Source organism: Erysipelatoclostridium sp. DFI.2.3 (assembly GCF_019132535.1).
Lineage (GTDB): Bacteria > Bacillota_I > Bacilli_A > Erysipelotrichales > Erysipelotrichaceae > Clostridium_AQ > Clostridium_AQ innocuum.
Genome location: NZ_JAHOOJ010000020.1, coordinates 42,480 through 64,865, shown reverse-complemented (window position 1 = coordinate 64,865; position 22,386 = coordinate 42,480). Strand labels below are relative to the sequence as shown.

Genomic DNA, 22,386 nt, shown 5'->3' with positions numbered 1-22,386 from the left:
TTATGAGTAGAGAATTGCCACATAGCACCGAGGCGGAGCAGTCCATTCTCGGCGCAATGATGATTTATCCCAGCGTAACCAGCGTTGTATATGATCAGGGGCTGGATGTGCGAGATTTCTATCTGGATATCCATCAGCGTATATTCTCTGCCATGATGGATATCACGGACAGCGGTAAGCCGGTGGATGTCACCACGCTGATTGCCCGTTTACAGGATATCGAGCAGCTGAATCTGGTCGGCGGTGCTGACTATATCATCAAGCTGAGTGATACGGCGATATCCAGCGCCAACAGTGTGTATTATATTGAAATGATCAAAAGCAGAGCACATCTGCGACGCTTAATCGAAGCAGCTGAACAGATTGCCGAGGACGGCTTTGATACAGCGAATGATCTGGATGAAATCATGGATAAGGCGGAACGGGATATTCTCGGTGTTACGCGCAGCCGTCGTGCCACTGATTTCAAAAGCAGCCGGGAGGTTGTTTCCAATGTCATGCAGGAGCTGATTCGTCTGCGCACCAGTGATAACCGTGTAACCGGAATCAAGACCGGCTATACCGACCTTGACCGTATGACCAACGGCTTTCAGCGTGGCGATTTGATTATTCTTGCGGCCCGTCCAGCGATGGGAAAGACTGCCTTCGCGCTGAATCTGGCGTTGAATGCATCCTTTTACAATCCCGGGGCAATTGCCATCTTCTCACTGGAGATGCCGGCGGAGGCATTGATGAAGCGTATTCTGAGTGCCAAGTCCGCAGTGGAATCCAATAAGCTGAGAAGCGGTGCTATTCTGGATGATGAATTCAGCAAGCTGAACGAAGCGGCGAATGAACTGATGGCCAGCAAGCTGTTTGTGGATGACAGCTCCAATATCAAAATATCCGAGGTGTTCTCCAAATGCCGTAAGCTGAAAAGTGAGCATGGTCTTGATCTGGTCGTCATTGACTACCTTCAGCTGATCAGCGGAAGCGGGAAAAGCGGAGATAACCGCCAGCAGGAAATATCGGAAATTTCCCGTTCCCTGAAGGGACTGGCCAGAGAAATGGAATGTCCGGTGATCGCACTTTCACAGCTGTCGCGTTCCGTGGAAACCCGTCCCGACAAGCATCCGATGCTGTCCGACCTTCGTGAATCCGGAGCCATCGAGCAGGATGCCGATATCGTCATGTTTCTGTATCGTGATGCCTATTATGCGAAGGATGATGAGGCGGAACAAAACAATCCGACCGATCAGACCGATCTTGATATTGCCAAGCACCGTAACGGTGCGACAGGCAAGGTGGAGCTTGCATTTCAGAAATCCATATCTGCCTTCTTCAACATTGCACACGACGGATTCTCATAGTGTCAAATAGTTGTTATATAACTTTTTGCATATTGCATGTAGATAGCATACCGGCTGTGATGCGACAGCCTGTTTCTTCCAAGGGCTCAAGGAAGTGGACATATCGTATAAGAAAAGGGGGCCGCATATGAAATTTGCACTACTGGCCAGCGGTTCCAAAGGTAACTGCTGTCTGATAAAACATAAGGATACCAAACTGGTCATTGACTGTGGAACAACGCGAAAATATCTGAAAAGCTGCTTTGAACAGATCAGCTATGATCCCATGCAGAGCAATGCACTTCTGATTACGCATACACACAGCGACCATATCGCACAGATGAAGCTGTTTGACCCCATACCAACATATGCGACACAGGATATCGCGACCAGCCATCTGCACGGCATACGCCCCTACGATCGCTTTGAACTGCAGGATTTTCGAATAACCGTACTGCCGATGAGTCATGATTGTGAAGGCACCGTAGGCTATGTCATCGAGACCGAGGATGAGAAAATGGTATATGTGACAGATACGGGATATATTAAAGATGAGGTTAAGGAATACATACGCAATGCGGACTATTATGTCTTTGAAAGCAATCACGATATCGAGATGCTGATGCAGACGACAAGGCCTGTCTATCTGAAGCAGCGTATCATCGGTGACTGCGGACACCTGTGCAATGAGGACTGCTCGAACATCCTGTGTGATGTCATGGGGGATCATACAAAGGAAATCGTGCTTGCGCATATCTCCCAGGAAGGAAACACACGGGACATGGCACTTACCACACTGAAGGAAACACTGAAGCGGAAACAGAAGGATCGCGAGGATCTCCGCCTGTATCCTGCGGATCAGTTTTCCATTTATACCGGAGGGAAATCATCATGAAACGACTGACAGCCTTTCTCCTAGTGGCACTGATCGGATGGAATATCGTCCTGACGATTTTATATTTGCAATCAAAAGAGGACACAACAGCAGCAACTGCTGCACAGCAGACGAAGCAGAAGGTGGAAACCGCAAGTGTAAATATCACAAGTGATGTGACAGAGCTTGTGGCGAAGAGCGAAAATAAGGTTGTGACAGTTACTGCCAGAGCACGCGGTCAGGCACTCGACACTGGAAGCGGTGCAGTTTATAAGGTTGACGGAAAGACGGTTTATATCATCACCAACAATCATGTTGTTGCGGATGGGGATGAAGCGGTTGTCACCTTTGCGAACGGCAAGGAACAGAAGGTGGATATCGTCGGAAAGGACGAGTTAACCGATCTTGCACTGTTGAAAACAGATGTTGATTTCAAAGCGGAGGCCTTTGTGATGGGGAATTCCTCACTTGTCAAAAAGGGGGAATATGTCATTGCCATGGGAAGTCCGCTGGGCATTGAGTATCAGGGCAGTGTATCCGGTGGTCTGATATCCGGTGTGGACAGAAGAATGGAAATGGATATCGACAACAACGGTGTTGCGGACTGGGATGTGAATGTTCTGCAGACGGATGCCGCCATCAATCCGGGAAACAGCGGCGGACCGTTAATCAATATGGCAGGAGAGCTGATCGGTATCAATTCCATGAAGATAACGGATACCTCCGTAGAGGGCTTTGGCTTTGCATTGCCGATCAATGAGGTTCTTCCCATCATTACGGAGCTGGAAAACAACGGCAAGGTGGTACGTCCGATTCTCGGAATTTCCGTACAGCCGATCGAGCAGCTGAGTATGCTGGACAAGGCATATCTGGGAATTGATTCCAAGGTGGAAAGCGGCCTGCTGATTGTCAAGGTTGCCTCACGGACACCGGCAGCCTCTGCTGGAATAAAAGAAGGTGACATCCTTGTGAAATTTGACGGTAAGGAGATCAAGGATTATAAGCAGTTCCGTCAGTATCTCTACAGTCATAAGGTAAAGGACAAGGTGAGCATTGTCGTAAACCGCAATGGCAAAGAAATCGAAAAGACGGTAATACTGGAATAAATAAAGGAACGGTATCTGATGCATGATCCTGCACGGATACCGTTTTCTAAAATAGCTGTATGTATAGGGAAAGCAGGTGACAGCAGGATATACTTCATGGCGGATTTGCACTTTTCTCATGATCATATCATCCGTCTTGCCAACAGACCCTATCATTATATTAAAGAAATGAATGAGGCGCTTGTGGAAAACTGGAACCGAAGGATATGCGAAAATGACGAGGTGTATAGTCTGGGAGATGTAACCATGAAAAATCATGTGTATGCCCGGGAAATGCTGAAGAAGCGAAAGGGCAGAAAGTATCTGATCGAAGGTAATCACGACCGTTTTGTTCATCAAAAGGAATTTGATCAGTCTATATTTACATGGGTAAAGCAGATGCATGAGCTGAAGTATGCGGGACATACCTTTGTCTTATTTCATTATCCGATAGCGCAATGGAACGGCTTTTATCACGGAGCAATCCATCTGCACGGACATCAGCACAATCATGCGGATGTAAATTACAGAAACCGTGATAACGGTCTGTTACGATATGATGTGGGCGTCGATGCAAACGCGATGGCCCCGGTCAGCCTACAGGAAATCATAGCTTTTTTTGAATAACATATCAGGGTGTTAGGAGTATATAGTATGGAAAAATTCGAGGAGCTTTCACAGGAGAAGCAGCGGCGTATCATCGATGCCGGTATGGAAGTGTTTGGCAGATATGAATACAAAAAGGCAAACACAGAGGATATTGCGGTCAAGGCAGGCATATCCAAGGGGTTATTATTCTATTATTTCAAGGATAAAAAAAGCTTTTATATGTATCTGTTTCAGTATTGTGTAACTATCATCACAAAGACGCTGGATGATGGGGACTTCACAAAAATCACAGATTTCTTCGCATTGATGGAATTCGGGGCGCAGAAAAAAATGCAGATAATGGTGGAGCATCCGTTTATTCTGGATTTTATCTGCCGGGCATTTTCTTCCCGCCGCGAGGCTGTCAGCAGTGATGTGGCAATGGAGCTGCATTCTCTGATGGACACGACCTTTGACCGTTTTTTTGCGCATGTGGATTTCTCAAAATTTAACAATGATGTTGATCCGAAGCAGGTGTATCAGATGCTGGTATGGATGACAGAGGGGTATATGCATGAAAAGCTCAGCTGTCAGGAAACGCTCAAGCTGGAGAACATCATGAAGGATTTTGAAGAATGGAAGGTCATGTTTAAGAAGATGGCATATAAGAAGGAGTATCAGTAAAAAAACTGCTTATATCATCAGTGATACCGGTCAAGCGTACCACAGATGCATTGCAGTTTTTTATTACATTCACATGGCTATTGTGAGATAACCTCCCAGTCCTTGATATCATCCAGCTTTAATGCAGCGTAATCGTCCTGTGTACCTCCGGAGTCTTCTCCAAGCTTAACGGAAGCATTTGCTGTTTTAACACGTGGTGTTCCGCTAAATCCATTATTTCCGGAATAATCATACTGGATAACCTTGACTTTATTTCCCTTTTTTATATCCTCCAAGGTTACCTTGCGCTCACTTATCGTTATCGTATAATTGTTATCACTTACTTGCATAGATTCTGAAGCTGTAATCATATCCGCTGGCTATACCAGCGTCGTTAAGCGCCTTGCGCAGACTGTTACCGGCATTTGCACCTTCCGAATTGATGAATGCCTTATCTTTTTGATCGATGAAGGCCTGAATGATGCTGAGAGGCTCTCCCTTGATCAAAGCAAGGTGAATTTCGTTTGCTTTTACAAATAGATTATCATAGGAGGTCAATATTTCATACTTCTGCTGTTGATCATCATATCGGATATAGGTTTCCCCTATCAAAACGATAAAATCTCCGGCACCGTTATTTGCCTTGTTTTTATATATTTCCATCAGGGTCCCTTCCACTTCCGAGCGTTTCATGATATCCTTCATATTTTCATCCGTCGCCAGTAAATCCAGCTGCTGTTTGTTTACCAGCTCGATTCCCTTCTCCTTGGAGGCTACCATGACACTTCTTGCTTCGGAAATCAGCTTGGTATCTGCCGCCTTGCGCACGTAGCTCATAACAGCCGGTACAGCAAGTGCCATCAGGATACCGATGATTACCAGAACAACAATGATCTCGACAAGTGTAAATCCTTTTTTATTCTTTTTCATACCATCACCCTTTTCTTTCATTGTACTATGAAATTCGTGGTTTGTAGACATTTTACGAAAAAATGATATGATTTTTATATTCTATAAGCCTTGAAATAAACGCCTATACATAAATATCCGTGTATACCTGTTTCCTGAGTATCCTCACTGCTTATGCGAAGGAGATTACGAAATATTGACGCTCTTATAAAATAATCATCAGGTGATATATCCTCGGCTGCAGGTCAAAGGCTACGCTTTGAGCATTGAACATTTATTTGCAACGAGTATTGGATACGATAAAGTACGGCTTCTGATATTTGCACTCTGATGAAAAACAGCGTACAATAATTCTCGTAGTGAGGTGGAATATGCACGTAGAGGAAGTACCGGAATTTTTAAATATAGCGAAGGAGCTGCTGGGGGATGCCAGGGTATGGGATATGCAGAAGTATATACAGCACGGATCCATCAGCTGTCTGGAGCACAGCTTCGTCGTATCCTATTACAGCTTTACACTGGTCAGAAAGCTGCGGATGTCCTGTGATGAACGCTCTTTGGTGCGGGGCGCGCTGCTGCATGACTATTTTCTATATGACTGGCATGAGGCAGAGGATTGGCACAGACTGCATGGCTTTCGCCACCCTTTTTTTGCGAATCGCAATGCATTGCGCGATTTTCAAATCAGCGAACGGGAGCAGGAGATCATCCGCAAGCATATGTGGCCGTTAACCGTCATACCACCTATGTGCAGGGAAGCATGGGTGGTAAACGCAGTGGATACAGCATCCGGCATTGTTGAGGTGCTCGCAGAATATCGGATATTTAAAAGACTGCGCCGCAGATGGCTGGAGAGTAAGCTGGAGCTATTGAAGCAGGTAAAGGAGAACTTATGATAAAAATTGTTGCAGTAGGAAAAATAAAGGAGAAGGCACTGCGTACACAGATTGAAGAGTACGAAAAAAGGCTGCGGCCGTTTACAAAGCTGGAAATCATCGAAGTAAATGATGAAGTGGCACCGCAGAGCAACAGCGATTCACAGAACAATCAGGTTAAGGAAAAGGAAGGAGAACGCATTCTTGCCAAAATAAAAGAGCAGGAATATGTAATCCTTCTCGATTTATGGGGAGAAATGGTGGATAGTGAGCGGTTTTCCAAAAAGCTTGATCAGCTACAGACCTATCAGACCAGTAACCTTACATTCGTTATCGCAGGCTCTCTGGGACCGGGCAAAAATGTCTATGATCGCTGTAACTGGAAATGGAAGCTGAGTGATCTGACCTTTACCCATCAGATGACAAGAGTGCTCGTACTGGAACAGATTTATCGTGCCTTTATGATACAGAACAACAATCCATATCATAAATAGTGTACAAAGATCATACCTGCGCCATCCTTTTCAAAGATGAATACAAAGCAGGAGCATCCGCAGAGGTTCAGAACAGCTTCTGCTTTCTTTATGAAAATACATGGCTGATATTGAAATAAATGTGGTTGAATCTGATTGAAAAAGAATATATGTGAATAAATGGTAGGGATGAAAGCTTTCTTCGGTATTTAAGGATTTTTTAAGAAAGACTGCGGTATTCTTAGCTTGTAGAAAGGGTGTGACGGCAATGCTGAAACGAATGTTGAAAAAAGATTTAATGCATAGAAAGAGTGTCAATCTGATTCTGTTTCTGTTTATTACCATTGCGACGGTATTTCTTGCAAGCAGTGTAAATAATATTCTTGTTGTAAGCTCCTCTGTGGATTACTACATGGATTATGCAAATATACCGGATGTGAATCTGGTGGCAGTAAATTCCGGGGAAAAAGAGAAGATCATGAAATGGATAGAAACCGAGGCTCCGGGTGTGAAGGATTACGGTTATCAGGAAATGCTCTCTGTGGAACAGAAAAATTTGCACAGGGAGAATGGAAAGAAGTTTAACGCGGAAGGACTCAGCCTTTTCCTGTCCGAGGAAAGCAGTGACTATTGCAAGGGCTTTGATCCGAATGGGGGAGCTCTTCATCTGCAGGATGATGAGATTGGCATGCCTGCGTTTCTGATGGATAAAAACGATTTGAAGGTCGGCGATAAGGTGCGTATAAGCCTGAATGGAAGAGATAAGACCTTTACTCTGAAAACCGTGGTAAAGGATGCGGCGTTCGGAAATGATATGGTTGGCATGTCAAGAATCTTTATGAATTCGGATATGTATAGAGAATTTAAAAAAGCGGGCAGTGAACAGACGTATGCGTTATACTTCATCAATGTAAGCTCCATTTCCGAATTTACGGAAGCACAGAATCTGCAAAGCTTTCCATCCGTTTTGAATACGGTGTCACGCAGTATGTATTCCATGATTTATTCCTTTGATCTGATTCTTGCGGCTCTGTTAATTCTTGTAGGCATCTGCATGATTCTGATTGCTCTGCTGGTTCTTCGCTTTACCCTGCTGTTCACAATGGAAGAGGAGTATCGCGAAATCGGCATCATGAAGGCGATCGGCCTGAGGGATAAGGCAATACGGCGCCTGTATCTTGTGAAATATACATTTCTTGTCAGCAGCGGAGCTTTCCTCGGTCTGTTGATCAGCGTACCGATCAGTCGTATCATGGTGGCGGGAGTCAGTGTGAATATGATTATGGAGGACAGCGGTGTTAACTTCTTTGTAAATATTCTCTGTACCCTGCTGATCATCTTTCTGGTCATGCTGTTCTGTATGAACTGTACACGAAAGCTGAGCCGCATTACCGCGATATCCGCCATTCGGGGCGGACACAGCGGAGAGAGCTTTGCGAAAGCGTCGGCCTTGTATTTGTTCAAACAGAAATATCTGCGTGTTCCCGCATATCTGGGTATCAATGACATGCTGACGCATCTGAAACGCTATGCCCTGCTGCTGGTTACCTTCTGTATCAGCTTTGTTCTGATCACAATTCCACTGAATACCATCAATACCATGCAGAGCAGTGAAATGGCATCCAAATTCACCGTGAATACGGACAGTGCTGTATATATAAAGAAAATTGAAGGGAAACAGGATTCCGCATACAGAAACTCCGCGCAGCTGAAAAAGGGAATGCAGCGTGTGGAGCGGGAAATGAAGGAAAAGGGCTATGATGCTGAGCTGACGGCCTCCTCCATTTACTTCCTGCCGTTTCATGCTCCTGGAAAAAAGGGCAATACGAAAATCATGTCCCTGCAAATACAGGGGCGCAATACGGAATATCTGGATTATCTGGAAGGCAGTGCTCCTGTGCTGGAAAACGAAATCGCCTTCTCCCGCCTCATTCTGGAGGATAACAACTGGCATATCGGAGATCGTATAGAGGCCGATCTGAACGGTGAAACCTACAAGTTTATCATTACGGGAAGCTACGCCGATTATATGCAGCTGGGAAGCAGTGCCCGTCTGAATGCAAAGCTTGATCTAAGTAAGGTGGACATGTTTGAGTATTGGAATGTCAATGTTGATATGAAGACAGACAAGAGCCAAACGGAGCTGAAGGATACCCTGCAAAAGCAGTTTCCTGATTATGAATGGTATACGGCTCAGGAAATTGTCGATCGCAATATCGGCGGTATTCAGGAATCTCTGAGTGAGCTTCTGATTCCGATGACTGCCATGCTCTGTGCTGTTATTATGCTGATTACACTCTTGATGGAAAAGCTGTTCATCGTACGTGAAAAGGGAGAAATCGCTATGATGAAGAGTATTGGATTCCGTAACAGCAGTATTCGCAGCTGGCAGGTGATTCGGATGATTCTGGTTGCCCTGGTATCCATGCTTGCGGCAGTTCCATTGTCCATGCTCAGTAACCGCTTCATGCTGGAGCCGATCTTCGCCATCATGGGTGCGGATGTGCATATCCAGATAGATCCGGTGCAGGTTTATCTGATATATCCGGGTGTACTGCTGCTGGGAATCATCTGTGCAACGATATTTGCTACCGGTCAAATCAAGCGTATCCATATACGTGAAATGAACAATATGGAATAAGGAGGAAGCTATTATGAGTGGAATAACAGTAAGCAATCTGTGTAAGACATATATCGTAAATAAACGACAGAACAACGTATTGAGAAATGTCAATCTGACATTGGAAGAAAAGGAAATGATCGCCGTCATGGGACCATCCGGCTCCGGTAAGACAACCCTGCTGTATACCATCAGCGGGATGGACAGTGCGACAGCCGGAAGTGTGAAATTCTTTGAGCGTGAGCTTACGGATATGAGCCGCAATGAGATCAGCGATCTGCGCCTGGAGGAAATGGGATTTGTCTTCCAGCAGATGTATATGCTGAAAAACCTGTCCGTTTATGATAATATTATTTTACCGGCCTATCAGTCTGTAAAGGGAAGAACGAAGCAGGGAAGAAAAGAAATCAATGCCTATGCCGCAAAGCTCATGCAGAAGCTTGGCATCAGTGAAATTGCGGATAACGATGTGAATGAGGTATCCGGAGGACAGCTGCAGCGTGCCTGTATCTGCCGCAGCCTGATCAATCATCCGCGTATTCTGTTTGCAGATGAGCCGACAGGTGCCCTGAATAAGCAGAGCTCTCATGAGGTGATGGAGGAGCTGAACCGTATTCATAAGGAAGGGACAAGCATACTGCTGGTAACCCACGACATGAAGGTAGCCTCACGCTGTGACCGTGTGCTGTATATCGAGGACGGAAATATCCGGGATGAAATGCAGCTTGGCGCATGGGAAGACTGCACGGATATCCGCAAGCGGGAGCGCAGATTAAATGAATGGCTGATAACGTTAGGATGGTAATTGCCTATGATAGATATATTACTTGTAGAGGATCACCGTGAGCTTGCCCAGCTGATCGTAAGCTTTTTAAAGCGGGATGGATTTCAGGTGCATCATGTGGAGGGCGGGGAGGCTGCGCTTTCCTATCTTGCACAGACAGAGGTACGTCTGCTGAGATAATACGCAATTAAAAGGAATTGGCAGCGGTTATAAAAGCTTTTTATGAAAGAAAAAGTATACATCTCAGCATACTTTACTCTGTGATTTATTCTGTGGTTTACTCTGTGGTTTACTTTTCAGTCTGTAAAGGGAAGAAAAGAAATCAATGCCTATGCCGCAAAGCTTATGCAGAAGCTTGGCATCAGTGAAATCGCGGATAACGATGTGAATGAGGTATCCGGAGGACAGCTGCAGCGTGCCTGTATCTGCCGCAGCCTGATCAATCATCCGCGTATTCTGTTTGCGGATGAGCCGACAGGTGCCCTGAATAAGCAGAGCTCTCATGAGGTAATGGAGGAGCTGAACCGTATTCATAAGGAAGGGACAAGCATACTGCTGGTAACCCACGACATGAAGGTAGCCTCACGCTGTGACCGTGTGCTGTATATCGAGGACGGAAATATCCGGGACGAAATGCAGCTTGGCGCATGGGAAGACTGTACGGATATCCGCAAGCGGGAGCGCAGATTAAATGAATGGCTGATAACGTTAGGATGGTAATTGCCTATGATAGATATATTACTTGTAGAGGATCACCGTGAGCTTGCCCAGCTGATCGTAAGCTTTTTAAAGCGGGATGGATTTCAGGTGCATCATGTGGAGAGCGGGGAGGCTGCGCTTTCCTATCTTGCACAGACAGAGGTACGTCTGCTGCTGCTTGATATCATGCTGCCCCATATGGATGGCTTTACGGTATGCAAAAAAGTGCGGGAGCATAAAGCGGTTCCGATACTGATAATGAGTGCGCGAAAGGATCGAAATGATCAGCTGAACGGCTATGAGCTGGGGGCGGATGATTATATCGAAAAGCCTGTGGATCCGCAAATACTTGCCGCCAAAATACGTGCTGTTTTACAGCGTACATCCGATTTGCATCGCAAGGAAACCATATCCTGCTGCGGTGTGGTCATTGAGCGTGCACAGCACAGAGCCTTTGTGGATGGAAATCTTATGGAGCTGAATGCGAAGGAATTCGAGCTGTTGACACTGCTGGTATCCAACGCTGGGAAGACCTTGCGCAAGGAATATATTTTCGCAAGCATATGGGGCATGGACAGCTTCAGTGAACAGCAGACACTGACCGTTCATATCAAAATGCTGCGGGACAAAATAGAGAAGAATCCAAAACAGCCGCAGCGGATTAAAACAGTCTGGGGCGTGGGGTATCGCTTTGAAGAAGTATAATATCCTGATCCTTTCCTGTTTCCTGCTGTATCTGGGCATTGCAGCCTTTCTCGGGTGGAGTATTCTGCAGATGGAGGAAACCATGGACCATGCATATCGTGTGGAAATCAATCGTATCCTGCAGCAGGTGGAAAAGGGTACGAAGGCTGAGGATATCGCACGGAACAGCTATCCGCATATCGAAAAGCTGCAATGGCTGTCCGCAGAGGAAGGAAGCAGAGAAACAGCCTCTGCCTTTTTCCAGGAGGGAAATAATCTGGAGATGCATGTGGCACCCGTCTACAGAAAGCAAAAGCTGACAGGATATCTGCGCTTTGATTATCATCGCTCGCTTGTGGATACCAACGGACTGATGCTGCGCACACAGCTGTCTCTCGCCGCTTTGTTCGCAATGCTGCTGGGTGTTCTTCTCTATCTGAGAAAGCACCTGTTAAAGCCCTTTGATCGAGTGCGTAAGCTTCCCGGTGAGCTTGCGAAGGGACATTGGAAGGGGATCGTGAAGGAGGAAAAAAGCAGATATGCACATGATTTCCTGCTTGGAATCGGACAGCTGAAGGATTCGCTGGATACTTCCAGAAGGCGGCAGCTGGAGCTGGAAAAGGAAAAGAAGAAGCTGCTGCTTTCTCTGTCACATGATATTAAGACACCGCTGAACACCATCCAGCTGTACGCGCGGGCTTTGGAGGAGCATCTGTATACGGATGAGGCACAAAATGTACACGCAGCTCATCAGATACAGGAAAAGGGGAAGGAAATTGAACATTATGTCGAAGAAATCATGAAGCAGTCCCGTCACGACATACTGGATATACAGGTCCAAAACAGTGAATTCTATTTGAAGGAGCTGATCGACAAGGCTGTTCACGCGTATAAAGAGCCATTGCGACTGCGGCGTATGGAGCTGGTGGTAAAGCCCTATGAAAACCTGCTGCTGAAGGGAGACCTGGAGCGCAGCTTTGAGGTCGTGGAAAACATTATGGAAAATGCCTTGAAATACGGAGATGGAAGAAGGATAGAAATATCGTGCTATGAAGAGGACTATTGTCAGCTGATTCGTATTTTTAACACTGGAAATACAGTGAGTGACACCGAATTTCATCATATATTTGAAAGCTTCTTTCGTGCCAGCAACAGCGAGGGGAAGCAGGGCAACGGTCTTGGACTTTACATATGCCGGGAAATCATGCGGCGTATGAATGCGGAAATTTTCGCCGAAAAGGAAGCGGATGGTATGGCCTTTCTACTCGTGTTCCCTTATTGAATACCAAACGGTGCAGCTGCCTGCAAATGCGGATACCGTGGATGCAATGCTTTGCTTGGAATACGTGAGGAGTGCATCCTTTTTCATGCTTTATAAAGCGAATAGGGAGAAAAAGCTGCTTTGCTTCATCATACAGTAAAAGAACGATCGCAGTCTCATAAAAAAAATAGGAACTCTCCTGATTTTTACATGAATACTGCAAAAGAGCTTGTCCTGCAAACAACACTGCTATAGAATATCAGAGAAAGAGTTACGTAAAAAAACAGGAAGGGATGTATTGTACGGTTATGCTTTCATAGTATGACTTGCAGGTAAAAAAAGGGCTGCCTGTGATTCAAAAGGGAAGGCAACTTGGAAAGCCAGAAAGGACAGAGAAATGCTGTTGAAAGAAGTTATGGAGAAAAGCGGTCTTAGCAGGAAGGCTGTACAGTATTATGAGGATCAGGGCTTTGTAAAGCCGGTAAAGCTGGAAAACGGCTACCGCGATTATGATGAAGACTGCCTGAAAACATTGCGAGATATTCATGCCATGCGGCAGATGGGACTGCATATAAAGGAAATACGTGCAATCCTTATAGAGGAAGAATATGCACCTCAGGTCTATGAACAGCTGATTCATGAGCTTGATATGCAGATGGTGCGCCTGCAAAGTCAGCGCACGGTACTACGAAAACGTATGCACCATGAGGAGGCAGAAATGGAATATACAAACGAAATGTGTCCATATGTATATATCCGAAAGCCCTCCCTATTGCTGGGAGTAATCCAGTGCATGCTGGGCGCTACCGGCTTTCTTCTGTTTCCCTGGCTACCGGGTACAACCAATCTGTGGCTGATTGCCCTTCTGCTTGTTTTCATTTTGCAGCTTATACAAAATATGTATTATGATACGAGAATTCACGGTCTGCAGTATATGGAAATCGGCTGGAAGCAGCTCGGGCTGACCGCTGTGCTTGCTTTTATCTGTGGTATCCTGACAGCGATTTCCTGCAAGGAAGCATATATGCAGCAATCTGGTGCTGTCTTTTGTATCACTGCTGTAACTGCCATCCTGCAGCTATGGAGCGGATTTCATCTGTATGGAAACTCGCAGGGAGAACACGGCTAGGCAAAACAGATATGGCTCTATTATCTCCAACGCATCACCATTTGCCCGCCCGCCAGGCAGTAGGCTTCTGTGAATGCAGACATTACATAGGGAAGCACATTCACCTGATTACACAGAGACGATGCAGCTGTAAGCAGACAGACGCTGTTCCTGTAAATGGTGAAAATATTTTCAGAATAAAAAATGTAAAATTTCAGAAAAAGTGTTGACAAGCAAAAAGAAGAGGTGTATCCTATAGGAAACCAAAGACAGAGAGATCAAGCAGAAAGATGCGCTTATAGAGAGCACGCGGATGGTGGAATCGCGGCAGAAATGCAGTTTTGTAAATGGACTCTGGAGGGCAAGGTGAACGGCGCAGCTCAGTATCCAAGACGTATGCCTACGTTACAGGGCTAGAAATGTGTCGGCATTTTGATGAGAGGATGGTTTCCAATAGATGGAACGATCAAATCAGGTGGTACCGCAGATGAACCTAACAGCATCTGTCCTGAAGTCAACAGACTTTTGGACGGGTGCTTTTTTATATAAGGGAGGTGGTCATTGTGTTACAGAGCACAGAGGAATGGCGATGGCATAAGGGTAAACAGACGTCATATAAACGAAGGAAACAAAACAACACAATGAAAGAGAGGACAACAGGTCATGAAAAAATTATGTAAGGCAGCAGCTGCATTTCTACTATGTGCAGGCGTATTAACAGGATGTGGAAGCAAGGAGGATACGAAAACTGAGAAAAAAATACCGGTGGTATCGGTAGCGCAGATTGTAGAGCATAAGTCACTGAATACGATTCGTGACAGCTTCAAGGCAGAGATGGAGGCACTGGGCTATAAGGATGGAGAAAATATCAAGCTGGACTTCAAGGATGCCGGCGGGCAGCAGAACACGCTGAATTCCATCATGTCGACATTTGCCGGAAACAAGAGTGATGTCATCGTGGCAATTGCAACACCGACAGCTATGGCGGCAGCGAAGTACAGCAAGGATATTCCGATCGTATTCTCCGCAGTCAGTGATCCGGTAGGGGCAGGTCTGATGGATGATCTGAAAAAACCGAACAACAACATCACAGGGACAAGCGATGAAATTCAGGTGGATCAGATACTCGATCTTGCATTGAAGGTAGACCCTAATCTGAAGACACTGGGCTTTATTTACAACAGCTCCGAAGCGAATTCCGTAAGCAATCTGGCAAAGGCAAAGGAATTCTGTAAAAAACACGATATCAAGCTGGTGGAGGGAAGCGGCGCAAACATCACGGAGATTCAGAGCGCAGTCAGTGTGCTTACCGATAAATGTGATGCGATCTTTGCACCAAACGATAACACGGTGGCAAGCTCTATGAGTGCTCTTGTGGAAACTGCAAACAAGAAGAAGGTTCCGGTATATACAGGTGCTGATTCCATGGTAAGTGACGGCGGCTTTGCGACGGTTGGTATTGATTACACAGAGCTTGGCAAGGAAACGGCAAGAATGACGGATAAAATTCTGAAGGGCGAGGATGTGGAGAATCTGCCGGTTAAGGTCTTCAAGGATAATCTGAATATCTATGTAAATGAGAAAACGATGGAGACACTGGGCATTCAGCTTCCAAAGGATGTAGAAAACAGCAAAAATCTGGTCATGATGTAAGCCTGTGCACAATAGGAACAGGCCTGTCATATATAAGGATATAAAAGATATATAAAAGGAAGATAATCGTGCTGGGTACAGATTTCGTATTGAAAAAACAGGACGGAATCTAAACAGATTAAGAAAGTAATACATGGTTCGTAATGGAATCTGTATCATACAGCCATACAGCCGTATGAAAAAATCTGTAAGGAGCATAGGGCTGATGTAAGAAGTAAGCGGTACAGGTAACAGTATAGTAGAAGAGAGGATGAGGGTTATGGCATTATCAACCATACAGGATGCGGTGATACTCGGCATGATATTTTCCATCATGTCGCTGGGGGTGTTTATTTCCTTCCGCGTTTTGAATATTCCCGATCTGACGATTGACGGGAGCTTTACAACCGGATGTGCGGTATCTGCCGTATTCGCAATGAATGCTCACCCGTTTATCGGTACACTCATGGCGTTCCTTGCCGGAGGTCTTGCGGGGCTGGTAACCGGTCTGCTGCAGACCAAATGCAAGGTGCAGTCCCTGCTTGCCGGTATACTGACAATGACAGCCCTGTATTCCGTCAACCTGAAAATACTGAACGGCATGCCGAATGTATCCCTGTTCGGAAAGAAAACCATCTTTACACCGCTGGAGGCAGTGCTTGGTGATCATGCCTATGGTGTAATGATTGCCGGGCTTCTCATCCTTCTGATCCTTCTGCTGTATCTGTTTTTGAAAACACAGCTGGGAATGAGTCTTCGGGCAACCGGTGACAATGAAGCGATGGTGCGTGCCAGCAGCATCAACTCGGATTTGATGAAAATCATGGGTATCGCACTTGCCAATGCCCTGGTGGCGCTGGGTGGTGCAGTCTTCGCACAGAATCAGGGCTTTGCGGATGTGAGCGGAGGAATCGGTATGATGGTTGTCGGTTTGGCAAGCATCATTGTGGGTGAGGCATTTATCCGCAGAAAAACACTGGGCTTTCAATTTGCGGCTGTCGTTGTGGGCGCAATCGTCTATCGGTTTATTCTGACCGTAGCACTGCAGCTGGGAATCGGGGCAAGTGATTTGAACCTGTTCTCCGCAGCGCTTGTGGCACTGGCAATATCACTGCCGCATCTGAAAAAGAGAAGGAGGGGATCGCATGCTTGATTTAAAGGATATCAGCGTAACCTTTCACGCCAATACCGTCAATGAGCGAAAGGCTCTGGATCATCTGTCCTTCCATGTGGAGAATGGTGACTTTATCAGTGTGCTGGGTACCAACGGTGCCGGAAAGAGCACGCTGCTGAATGTAATCAGCGGTTCCATTATGAGTGATTCCGGAACGATCCTGCTGGATGGAAAGGATATTACAGTCTATCCCGAATATAAGCGGGCAAGAGAAATCGGACGCCTGTTTCAGGATCCCTTAAAAGGAACGGCGCCGCATATGACCATTGAGGAGAATCTGGGGCTGGCATACAGTCGTGGTAAACGGACAACGCTGAGCCGGGCAATAAAAAAAGGTGATCGAAGCTTCTTTATCGAAAAGCTGAAGGAGCTGGGACTTGGTCTGGAGGATCGCATTTCCACAACCGTGGGATTGCTGAGTGGAGGACAGCGGCAGGCTCTGACACTGCTGATGTCTACCATCGTCACACCGAAGCTTCTTCTGCTGGATGAACATACGGCGGCGCTCGATCCGAAAACGGCCGCCTCTGTCATGGATATCACAGAGAGAATTGTAAAGGAGAACCATATCACTACGCTCATGATTACGCACAACATGAAGCAGGCACTGGAATACGGCAACAAGACGATTATTCTGAATGAAGGGAAAATCGTCAAGGTGCTGGAAGGGGAAGAAAGAAAGAACACAACGGTCGATGACCTTCTCAACATGTACGACTTTGTCTGAAAAAGGAAGTATTTGGCAGATTGTTTTTCTTGGAATAATCTGCCGCATACGATAATATAATGAACATGCGAGTATAAGATTGAGCATAAATTTCATGAAAACCAGAAAAAAATCAATGAAATTTTGACTTGACTTTTCCGCGTGTTTTTGCTTTTGGCGTCATTTATGCCCGAAAAGCTGAAAACGCATACATAAAGTTCATTTTTCTTACAAAAAGGGTGGAAATTTATGTTGAAAATCATTATACTTAATATATAGAAAAAATTCCTAAGGGGGGATTTACATGAGACAAAACAACATGCTGGCTATGATACTAGCCGGAGGCCGAGGAACACGACTGTATGCCTTGACCAAGAAGATTGCAAAACCTGCAGTGTATTACGGAGGGAAATATCGAATTATCGACTTCCCGCTGAGCAACTGTGCCAACTCCAACATCAACGTTGTCGGGGTACTGACACAGTATGAGAGTGTATTGCTGAATTCCTATGCAGCAGCTGGACAGCGCTGGGGACTGGATGCAAAAGACAGTGGTGTATACGTACTGCCGCCTCGTGAGAAAGACGGAGCAGCGTTTGACGTATACCGCGGAACTGCAGATGCAATCTCACAAAATATCGATTTCATCGACAGCCACAATCCGGAGTATGTTCTGATTCTGTCGGGAGATCATATTTACAAGATGGATTATTCCAAGATGCTTTCCCACCACAAGGCATGCGATGCCGATGCAACGATCGCCGTACTGCCGGTACCGATGAAGGAAGCAAGCCGCTTCGGTATTATGAACACGGATGAAACAGACCGTATCGTGGAATTCGAGGAAAAGCCGGAGCATCCGAAGAGCAATCTGGCTTCCATGGGTATCTATATCTTTAACTGGAAGCAGCTGCGAAAAATGCTGGTCGCAGATATGGATGATCCTAACAGCAACCATGACTTCGGAAAGGATATCATTCCTGCTATGCTTGCGGAGAACAAGCGTCTGTATGCATGGAAATTCAAGGGTTACTGGAAGGATGTAGGAACCGTGGATTCCCTGTGGGAAGCAAACATGGACCTGCTGAGCAAAAACAACGAGCTGGATCTGAATGATCCAAACTGGAAAATCTATACAGAGGATGTAGCAACTGTTCCGCATTATATCGGACCGAATGGTAAGGTGGATAATGCATACATCAACCAGGGATGTGTCATCGATGGTGAAATCAACAACTCAGTCCTGTTCACGAACGTGGAGGTTTCAAAGAATGCGAAGGTCAACGATTCGGTACTGTTACCGGATGTGGAGGTCGGCGAGGGTGCCGTCATTCACCGTGCCATCGTCATGCAGGGTGTCAAGATTGATGCCGGTGCTGTCGTAGGTGATCCGAACAGTGAAGAAATCGAACTGATCAGCAAGAGAGTGAGGGGTGAGTAATATGTGCAATGCAATCGGTATTGTTAATTATGAAGGACCTAATGTACAGGTCAAAGGTATGCAGGATTATCGCCCGGTATCCGCCTTCTCATTCCTGGGAAGATATCGTCTGGTCGACTTTCCAATTTCTAATCTGAGTAATTCCGGTGTAAATCATATCAAGGTGTTTGTAAAAACAAATCCGAGATCTCTGTTGGAGCATCTGGGAACCGGACGTCATTACAACATTAACTCCAAGCGTGGAAAGCTGCACATCCTGCCGGCAAAAAGCATGGATGAAAATGATTTCTACAGCAATGATATCAATTCTTATATGTACAACATGCAGGCAATCGAGGATGCCAATTATCCTTACGTTGTTCTGACACCGAGTCACTTTGTTTTCCGTCAGGACTTCAGTGCGCTGCTGGATACGCATATCGAAAGCGGTGCGGATATCACTATGCTGTATCAGAATGTGGATAATGCAAAGGAATCCTTTGTGAACTGTGATGTTGTGAATCTGAACAAGCAGAAGGGTGTTCTGTCTCTGGAGAAGAATCGCGGAAACTCTAAATCCAGAACGATTTCTCTGGAAACCTATATCCTGAGCAAGGAGCTGTTCATGGATCTGGTTAAGAAGGCAGCGAATATCTCTTCCCTGTACTGGTTCCGTGATATCGTAAACGATGAGTGTGCGGAGCTGGATATCCGTGGTGTTGCACATCGTGGCTTTGTGGCATGTATCAATGACTTCAAGAGCTACTACAATGCCAATATGGATCTGCTGGACTATGATAAGGCGATGGATCTGTTCCATACAGACTGGTCGGTTTATACAAGAACCAACGATTCCTGTCCTACACAGTACTATTCAGGTGTCAGTGTGAAAAACAGTATGGTTTCCAACGGATGTCTGGTAGAGGGTGATATTGAAAACAGTGTTATCGGACGTGGTGCGATTATCAAGAAGGGGGCAGTTGTGAAAAACTGTGTGATCCTTCCGGGTGCCATGATCGGTGAAGATGTGCATATTGAAAATGTAGTAGTGGATAAGAAAGCAAGAATCGTCCGTAAAAAAGAACTGCTGGGCCTTGCCGACACTCCGCTGTACGTGAAAAGGAATGATAAAATTTAATGGCAAGAATATTGATGGTTGCTGCCGAGGGTCTTCCCTTTATTAAAAGCGGAGGACTGGCAGATGTAATCGGCTCCCTGCCGAATGAGCTGGCTAAAAAGGGTCATGAGGTGCGTGTTATCATGCCGCTGTACCTGAAAATTGCTCAGAAATTTCACCATGAATTTACGCTGGAGGCTCAGTTTTCCGTGAGTATTGCGTATCATGAGGTACCGGTAAATATCTGGTCAACCATGCGCAAGGATGTAAAATTCTATTTTGTTGAGCACAAGGGATACTTTGAGCGTGAAGAAATGTATGGACATATTGATGACGGGGAACGCTTTGCTTATTTCCAGAAGGCTGTCATTGAAATGTGCAATCAGCTGAACTACTTCCCGGAAATCATGCACTGTCATGACTGGCATACCGGTATGATTCCTGCTATGTGCAAGGAAGGTCACAGCTTTGATGAACGCTATCGCAATATCCGCTTTGTTTATACGATTCACAATCTGGCTTATCAGGGGAACTTCGGTGTGGAAATGCTGGACAGCTGTCTGGGACTGGATTATCGAATTTATGACAACGGAAATGTACGCTACGACGGTGGAATCAGTTTCATGAAGTCCGGTATTCTGTATGCGGACAAGGTGACAACAGTTTCCCCTACATATTCTCAGGAGATTCTGACGCCGCAGTACGGCGAGCATCTGGAAATGGTGCTGAATATCCGTAAATATGACCTGTGGGGAATCACAAACGGTATTGATATTGAATACTGGGATCCGAAGAATGATCCGGAAATTCCATATCACTACAACAAGGTAAATGTAAAGAAAGCCAAGGGCTTGAATAAGGAAGCACTGCAGAAGGAGCTCGGTCTGAATGTGGATCAGAATGTACTGCTGATCGGTGTTGTTTCCCGTCTTACCTGGCAGAAGGGCTTCTATCTGATGATGGAAAAGCTCTCTGAAATCTGTGCTATGCCGATTCAGCTTGCTGTTTTAGGAAGCGGAGAGGCAAGCATTGAGGAAAAGATGGCGCAGCTGGAAGCAGGAAACAAAGGGAAAATTGCATTCTACAAGGGATACAATGATTCTCTGGCACACCGCATCTATGGTGCATGTGATCTGTTCCTGATGCCATCTCTGTTTGAACCGTGTGGAATCTCACAGCTGATATCCATGCGCTACGGTACACTGCCGCTGGTACGTGAAACCGGAGGTCTGAAGGATACGGTAACACCGTATAACGAATTTGAGAAAACAGGTAACGGCTTCAGCTTCGCGAATTACAACTCTGATGAAATGCTTCAGGTGATGTACAATGCCATTGATGTCTATTATAATCGTAAGGAGGACTGGAAGATTCTTGTCCGCAATGCGATGAATACAGATGTCAGCTGGGCAAAGAGTGCGGAAACTTATTGTCAGCTGTACGGTCAGCTGCATCCATAAGGAAACAGAAAGGCATATTGTGTAAAACAGTATGTCTTTTTTTAGCTTGCGAGTGGTAGCGAGCCTGTACAGCTTTTCGATATCAGCATAGAAAAATTTACATACTGTTCAGTTCATGATTCAGATCACAGGGCATTCCGATATAGATATTATCATTCTGGAAGGTGAATTCCTCTTTCTGATATGGTAAAACGGTTATACTATGCGCATATTCGATTTTGTAAGCAGGAGGCATATTCCGAATCTGATGAAAAAGCAGTCTTTTGTAGCTGTTATGGATTTACAGCATGTACCTGTGCTTGTATTATAATTTTTTTTAGGATATCATTTCTTTGGAAAATGGGTTAAAATGAAAGAAATGAGGTGGTTCATATGAAAGCAAGAATTGAATTGACTAGAATTGACAACCGGCTTGTCCATGGACAGGTTGGTCTTACATGGGGAAGTACCTTAAATATTGACACGATTGTTGTTGTGGATAACCTGACTGCCGCCAGCAGCTTTGCACAGAAGCTGATGCAGAGTGTTGCCTCTGCCGCAAGCCGTCAGATCCGCTTTTATACAGTACATGACTTCATCCGTGCATACAATGACAACACAAGTCATCAAAAGCTGTTCGTTGTCGTACAGTCACCGCATGAGGCGCGTCTGCTGGTGGAAGCGGGAATTGAATTGAAGCGTGTCAATGTCGGCAATATGCATTATGAAAAGGGGAGAGTCGCATTTAACCGAAAGGTATATCTTACACAGCTGGATATTGAGGACATAAACTATATGATTTCACAGGGGACAGAGGTATTCTATCAGGATGTTCCCGGATCGGCTGTTGAGAAATTCAGTGAGCTTGATTACGAGACAATGAAGCGGAGAAGGTAAATGGTCTTCGCTTTTGTATACATGTATGTTGAGAATGGAAAGGCAGGCGC

The 22,386-nt window shown here is 45.6% G+C and carries 23 protein-coding genes; 21 read left to right on the top strand and 2 right to left on the bottom strand.

The annotated features are described in order from the left end of the window. Nucleotides 1-2: 2 nt before the first annotated feature. The 5 genes from dnaB to KSZ58_RS17385 all read left to right on the top strand — a co-directional run bounded on the left by dnaB (nucleotide 3) and on the right by KSZ58_RS17385 (nucleotide 4,559). A complete protein-coding gene (dnaB, locus tag KSZ58_RS17405; RefSeq protein WP_008818451.1) occupies nucleotides 3-1,349 on the top strand; it encodes a replicative DNA helicase in 1,347 nt (448 codons plus the stop codon). Nucleotides 1,350-1,476: 127 nt separating this feature from the next. Next, nucleotides 1,477-2,223 carry an MBL fold metallo-hydrolase gene (locus KSZ58_RS17400; RefSeq protein ID WP_009269839.1) on the top strand — a complete coding sequence of 249 codons (747 nt, stop codon included), beginning with the start codon at nucleotides 1,477-1,479 and terminating at the stop codon, nucleotides 2,221-2,223. Then, entirely contained in the window at nucleotides 2,220-3,308 is a 1,089-nt protein-coding gene (locus KSZ58_RS17395; protein WP_002607234.1) for a S1C family serine protease, read from the top strand. Before KSZ58_RS17400 ends, KSZ58_RS17395 begins: the two co-directional genes overlap by 4 nt. A 96-nt stretch (nucleotides 3,309-3,404) precedes the next feature. Then, nucleotides 3,405-3,914, top strand: coding sequence for a hydrolase (locus tag KSZ58_RS17390; protein ID WP_009269838.1), 510 nt, complete (start codon nucleotides 3,405-3,407; stop codon nucleotides 3,912-3,914). Nucleotides 3,915-3,941: 27 nt separating this feature from the next. Then, nucleotides 3,942-4,559, top strand: a complete 618-nt coding sequence (locus KSZ58_RS17385) for a TetR/AcrR family transcriptional regulator (RefSeq protein ID WP_009269837.1) — start codon at nucleotides 3,942-3,944, stop codon at nucleotides 4,557-4,559. Nucleotides 4,560-4,636: 77 nt separating this feature from the next. Here KSZ58_RS17385 and KSZ58_RS22880 read toward each other — a convergent pair whose 3' ends face one another. Further along, on the bottom strand, nucleotides 4,637-4,888 hold the full coding sequence (locus KSZ58_RS22880; protein ID WP_233104420.1) for a hypothetical protein: 252 nt from the start codon (nucleotides 4,886-4,888) through the stop codon (nucleotides 4,637-4,639). Then, nucleotides 4,875-5,468, bottom strand: coding sequence for a prepilin-type N-terminal cleavage/methylation domain-containing protein (locus KSZ58_RS23265; protein WP_269835548.1), 594 nt, complete (start codon nucleotides 5,466-5,468; stop codon nucleotides 4,875-4,877). The genes KSZ58_RS22880 and KSZ58_RS23265 overlap by 14 nt, the downstream gene beginning before the upstream one ends. 350 nt (nucleotides 5,469-5,818) lie before the next feature. Between KSZ58_RS23265 and KSZ58_RS17375 the strand changes: the two genes are divergently transcribed. The 16 genes from KSZ58_RS17375 (at nucleotide 5,819) to KSZ58_RS17300 (ending at nucleotide 22,336) form a co-directional block, all read left to right on the top strand. Beyond that, nucleotides 5,819-6,343: a hypothetical protein gene (locus tag KSZ58_RS17375; RefSeq protein WP_008818459.1), complete on the top strand. Its 525-nt coding sequence runs from the start codon at nucleotides 5,819-5,821 to the stop codon at nucleotides 6,341-6,343. Continuing rightward, nucleotides 6,340-6,816, top strand: coding sequence for a 23S rRNA (pseudouridine(1915)-N(3))-methyltransferase RlmH (rlmH, locus tag KSZ58_RS17370; RefSeq protein WP_002607239.1), 477 nt, complete (start codon nucleotides 6,340-6,342; stop codon nucleotides 6,814-6,816). Before KSZ58_RS17375 ends, rlmH begins: the two co-directional genes overlap by 4 nt. A gap of 247 nt (nucleotides 6,817-7,063) precedes the next feature. After that, nucleotides 7,064-9,436: an ABC transporter permease gene (locus KSZ58_RS17365; protein WP_009269836.1), complete on the top strand. Its 2,373-nt coding sequence runs from the start codon at nucleotides 7,064-7,066 to the stop codon at nucleotides 9,434-9,436. A 13-nt stretch (nucleotides 9,437-9,449) separates the two neighbouring features. Next, the gene (locus KSZ58_RS17360; protein ID WP_002607241.1) at nucleotides 9,450-10,220 is read left to right on the top strand and encodes an ABC transporter ATP-binding protein; all 771 of its coding nucleotides are present in this window, start codon (nucleotides 9,450-9,452) and stop codon (nucleotides 10,218-10,220) included. A 6-nt stretch (nucleotides 10,221-10,226) separates the two neighbouring features. Further along, nucleotides 10,227-10,379: a response regulator transcription factor gene (locus KSZ58_RS17355; RefSeq protein ID WP_009269833.1), complete on the top strand. Its 153-nt coding sequence runs from the start codon at nucleotides 10,227-10,229 to the stop codon at nucleotides 10,377-10,379. Between the two features lie 87 nt (nucleotides 10,380-10,466). Continuing rightward, nucleotides 10,467-10,919 (top strand): ATP-binding cassette domain-containing protein, encoded by a 453-nt coding sequence (locus tag KSZ58_RS17350; protein WP_308125184.1) that lies wholly within the window; start codon nucleotides 10,467-10,469, stop codon nucleotides 10,917-10,919. Between the two features lie 6 nt (nucleotides 10,920-10,925). Beyond that, complete coding sequence (locus KSZ58_RS17345; protein WP_002607242.1) at nucleotides 10,926-11,603, top strand: response regulator transcription factor; 678 nt, start codon at nucleotides 10,926-10,928, stop codon at nucleotides 11,601-11,603. Further along, nucleotides 11,590-12,864, top strand: coding sequence for a sensor histidine kinase KdpD (locus KSZ58_RS17340; protein ID WP_233104418.1), 1,275 nt, complete (start codon nucleotides 11,590-11,592; stop codon nucleotides 12,862-12,864). The genes KSZ58_RS17345 and KSZ58_RS17340 overlap by 14 nt, the downstream gene beginning before the upstream one ends. Nucleotides 12,865-13,240: 376 nt before the next feature. Continuing rightward, complete coding sequence (locus KSZ58_RS17335; RefSeq protein ID WP_008818464.1) at nucleotides 13,241-13,972, top strand: MerR family transcriptional regulator; 732 nt, start codon at nucleotides 13,241-13,243, stop codon at nucleotides 13,970-13,972. Between the two features lie 642 nt (nucleotides 13,973-14,614). Next, nucleotides 14,615-15,604 carry an ABC transporter substrate-binding protein gene (locus tag KSZ58_RS17330; RefSeq protein WP_008818465.1) on the top strand — a complete coding sequence of 330 codons (990 nt, stop codon included), beginning with the start codon at nucleotides 14,615-14,617 and terminating at the stop codon, nucleotides 15,602-15,604. Nucleotides 15,605-15,863: 259 nt separating this feature from the next. Next, nucleotides 15,864-16,736 (top strand): ABC transporter permease, encoded by an 873-nt coding sequence (locus tag KSZ58_RS17325; RefSeq protein ID WP_008818466.1) that lies wholly within the window; start codon nucleotides 15,864-15,866, stop codon nucleotides 16,734-16,736. Then, nucleotides 16,729-17,484 (top strand): ABC transporter ATP-binding protein, encoded by a 756-nt coding sequence (locus KSZ58_RS17320; protein ID WP_008818467.1) that lies wholly within the window; start codon nucleotides 16,729-16,731, stop codon nucleotides 17,482-17,484. Before KSZ58_RS17325 ends, KSZ58_RS17320 begins: the two co-directional genes overlap by 8 nt. Before the next feature lie 283 nt (nucleotides 17,485-17,767). Continuing rightward, nucleotides 17,768-18,904 carry a glucose-1-phosphate adenylyltransferase gene (locus KSZ58_RS17315; RefSeq protein ID WP_008818468.1) on the top strand — a complete coding sequence of 379 codons (1,137 nt, stop codon included), beginning with the start codon at nucleotides 17,768-17,770 and terminating at the stop codon, nucleotides 18,902-18,904. Between the two features lies 1 nt (nucleotide 18,905). Continuing rightward, on the top strand, nucleotides 18,906-20,021 hold the full coding sequence (glgD, locus tag KSZ58_RS17310; protein ID WP_217752833.1) for a glucose-1-phosphate adenylyltransferase subunit GlgD: 1,116 nt from the start codon (nucleotides 18,906-18,908) through the stop codon (nucleotides 20,019-20,021). Next, complete coding sequence (glgA, locus tag KSZ58_RS17305; protein ID WP_002607250.1) at nucleotides 20,021-21,460, top strand: glycogen synthase GlgA; 1,440 nt, start codon at nucleotides 20,021-20,023, stop codon at nucleotides 21,458-21,460. The genes glgD and glgA overlap by 1 nt, the downstream gene beginning before the upstream one ends. Before the next feature lie 372 nt (nucleotides 21,461-21,832). Further along, the gene (locus KSZ58_RS17300; protein ID WP_002607251.1) at nucleotides 21,833-22,336 is read left to right on the top strand and encodes a PTS sugar transporter subunit IIB; all 504 of its coding nucleotides are present in this window, start codon (nucleotides 21,833-21,835) and stop codon (nucleotides 22,334-22,336) included. The last annotated feature ends 50 nt before the right edge of the window (nucleotides 22,337-22,386 follow it).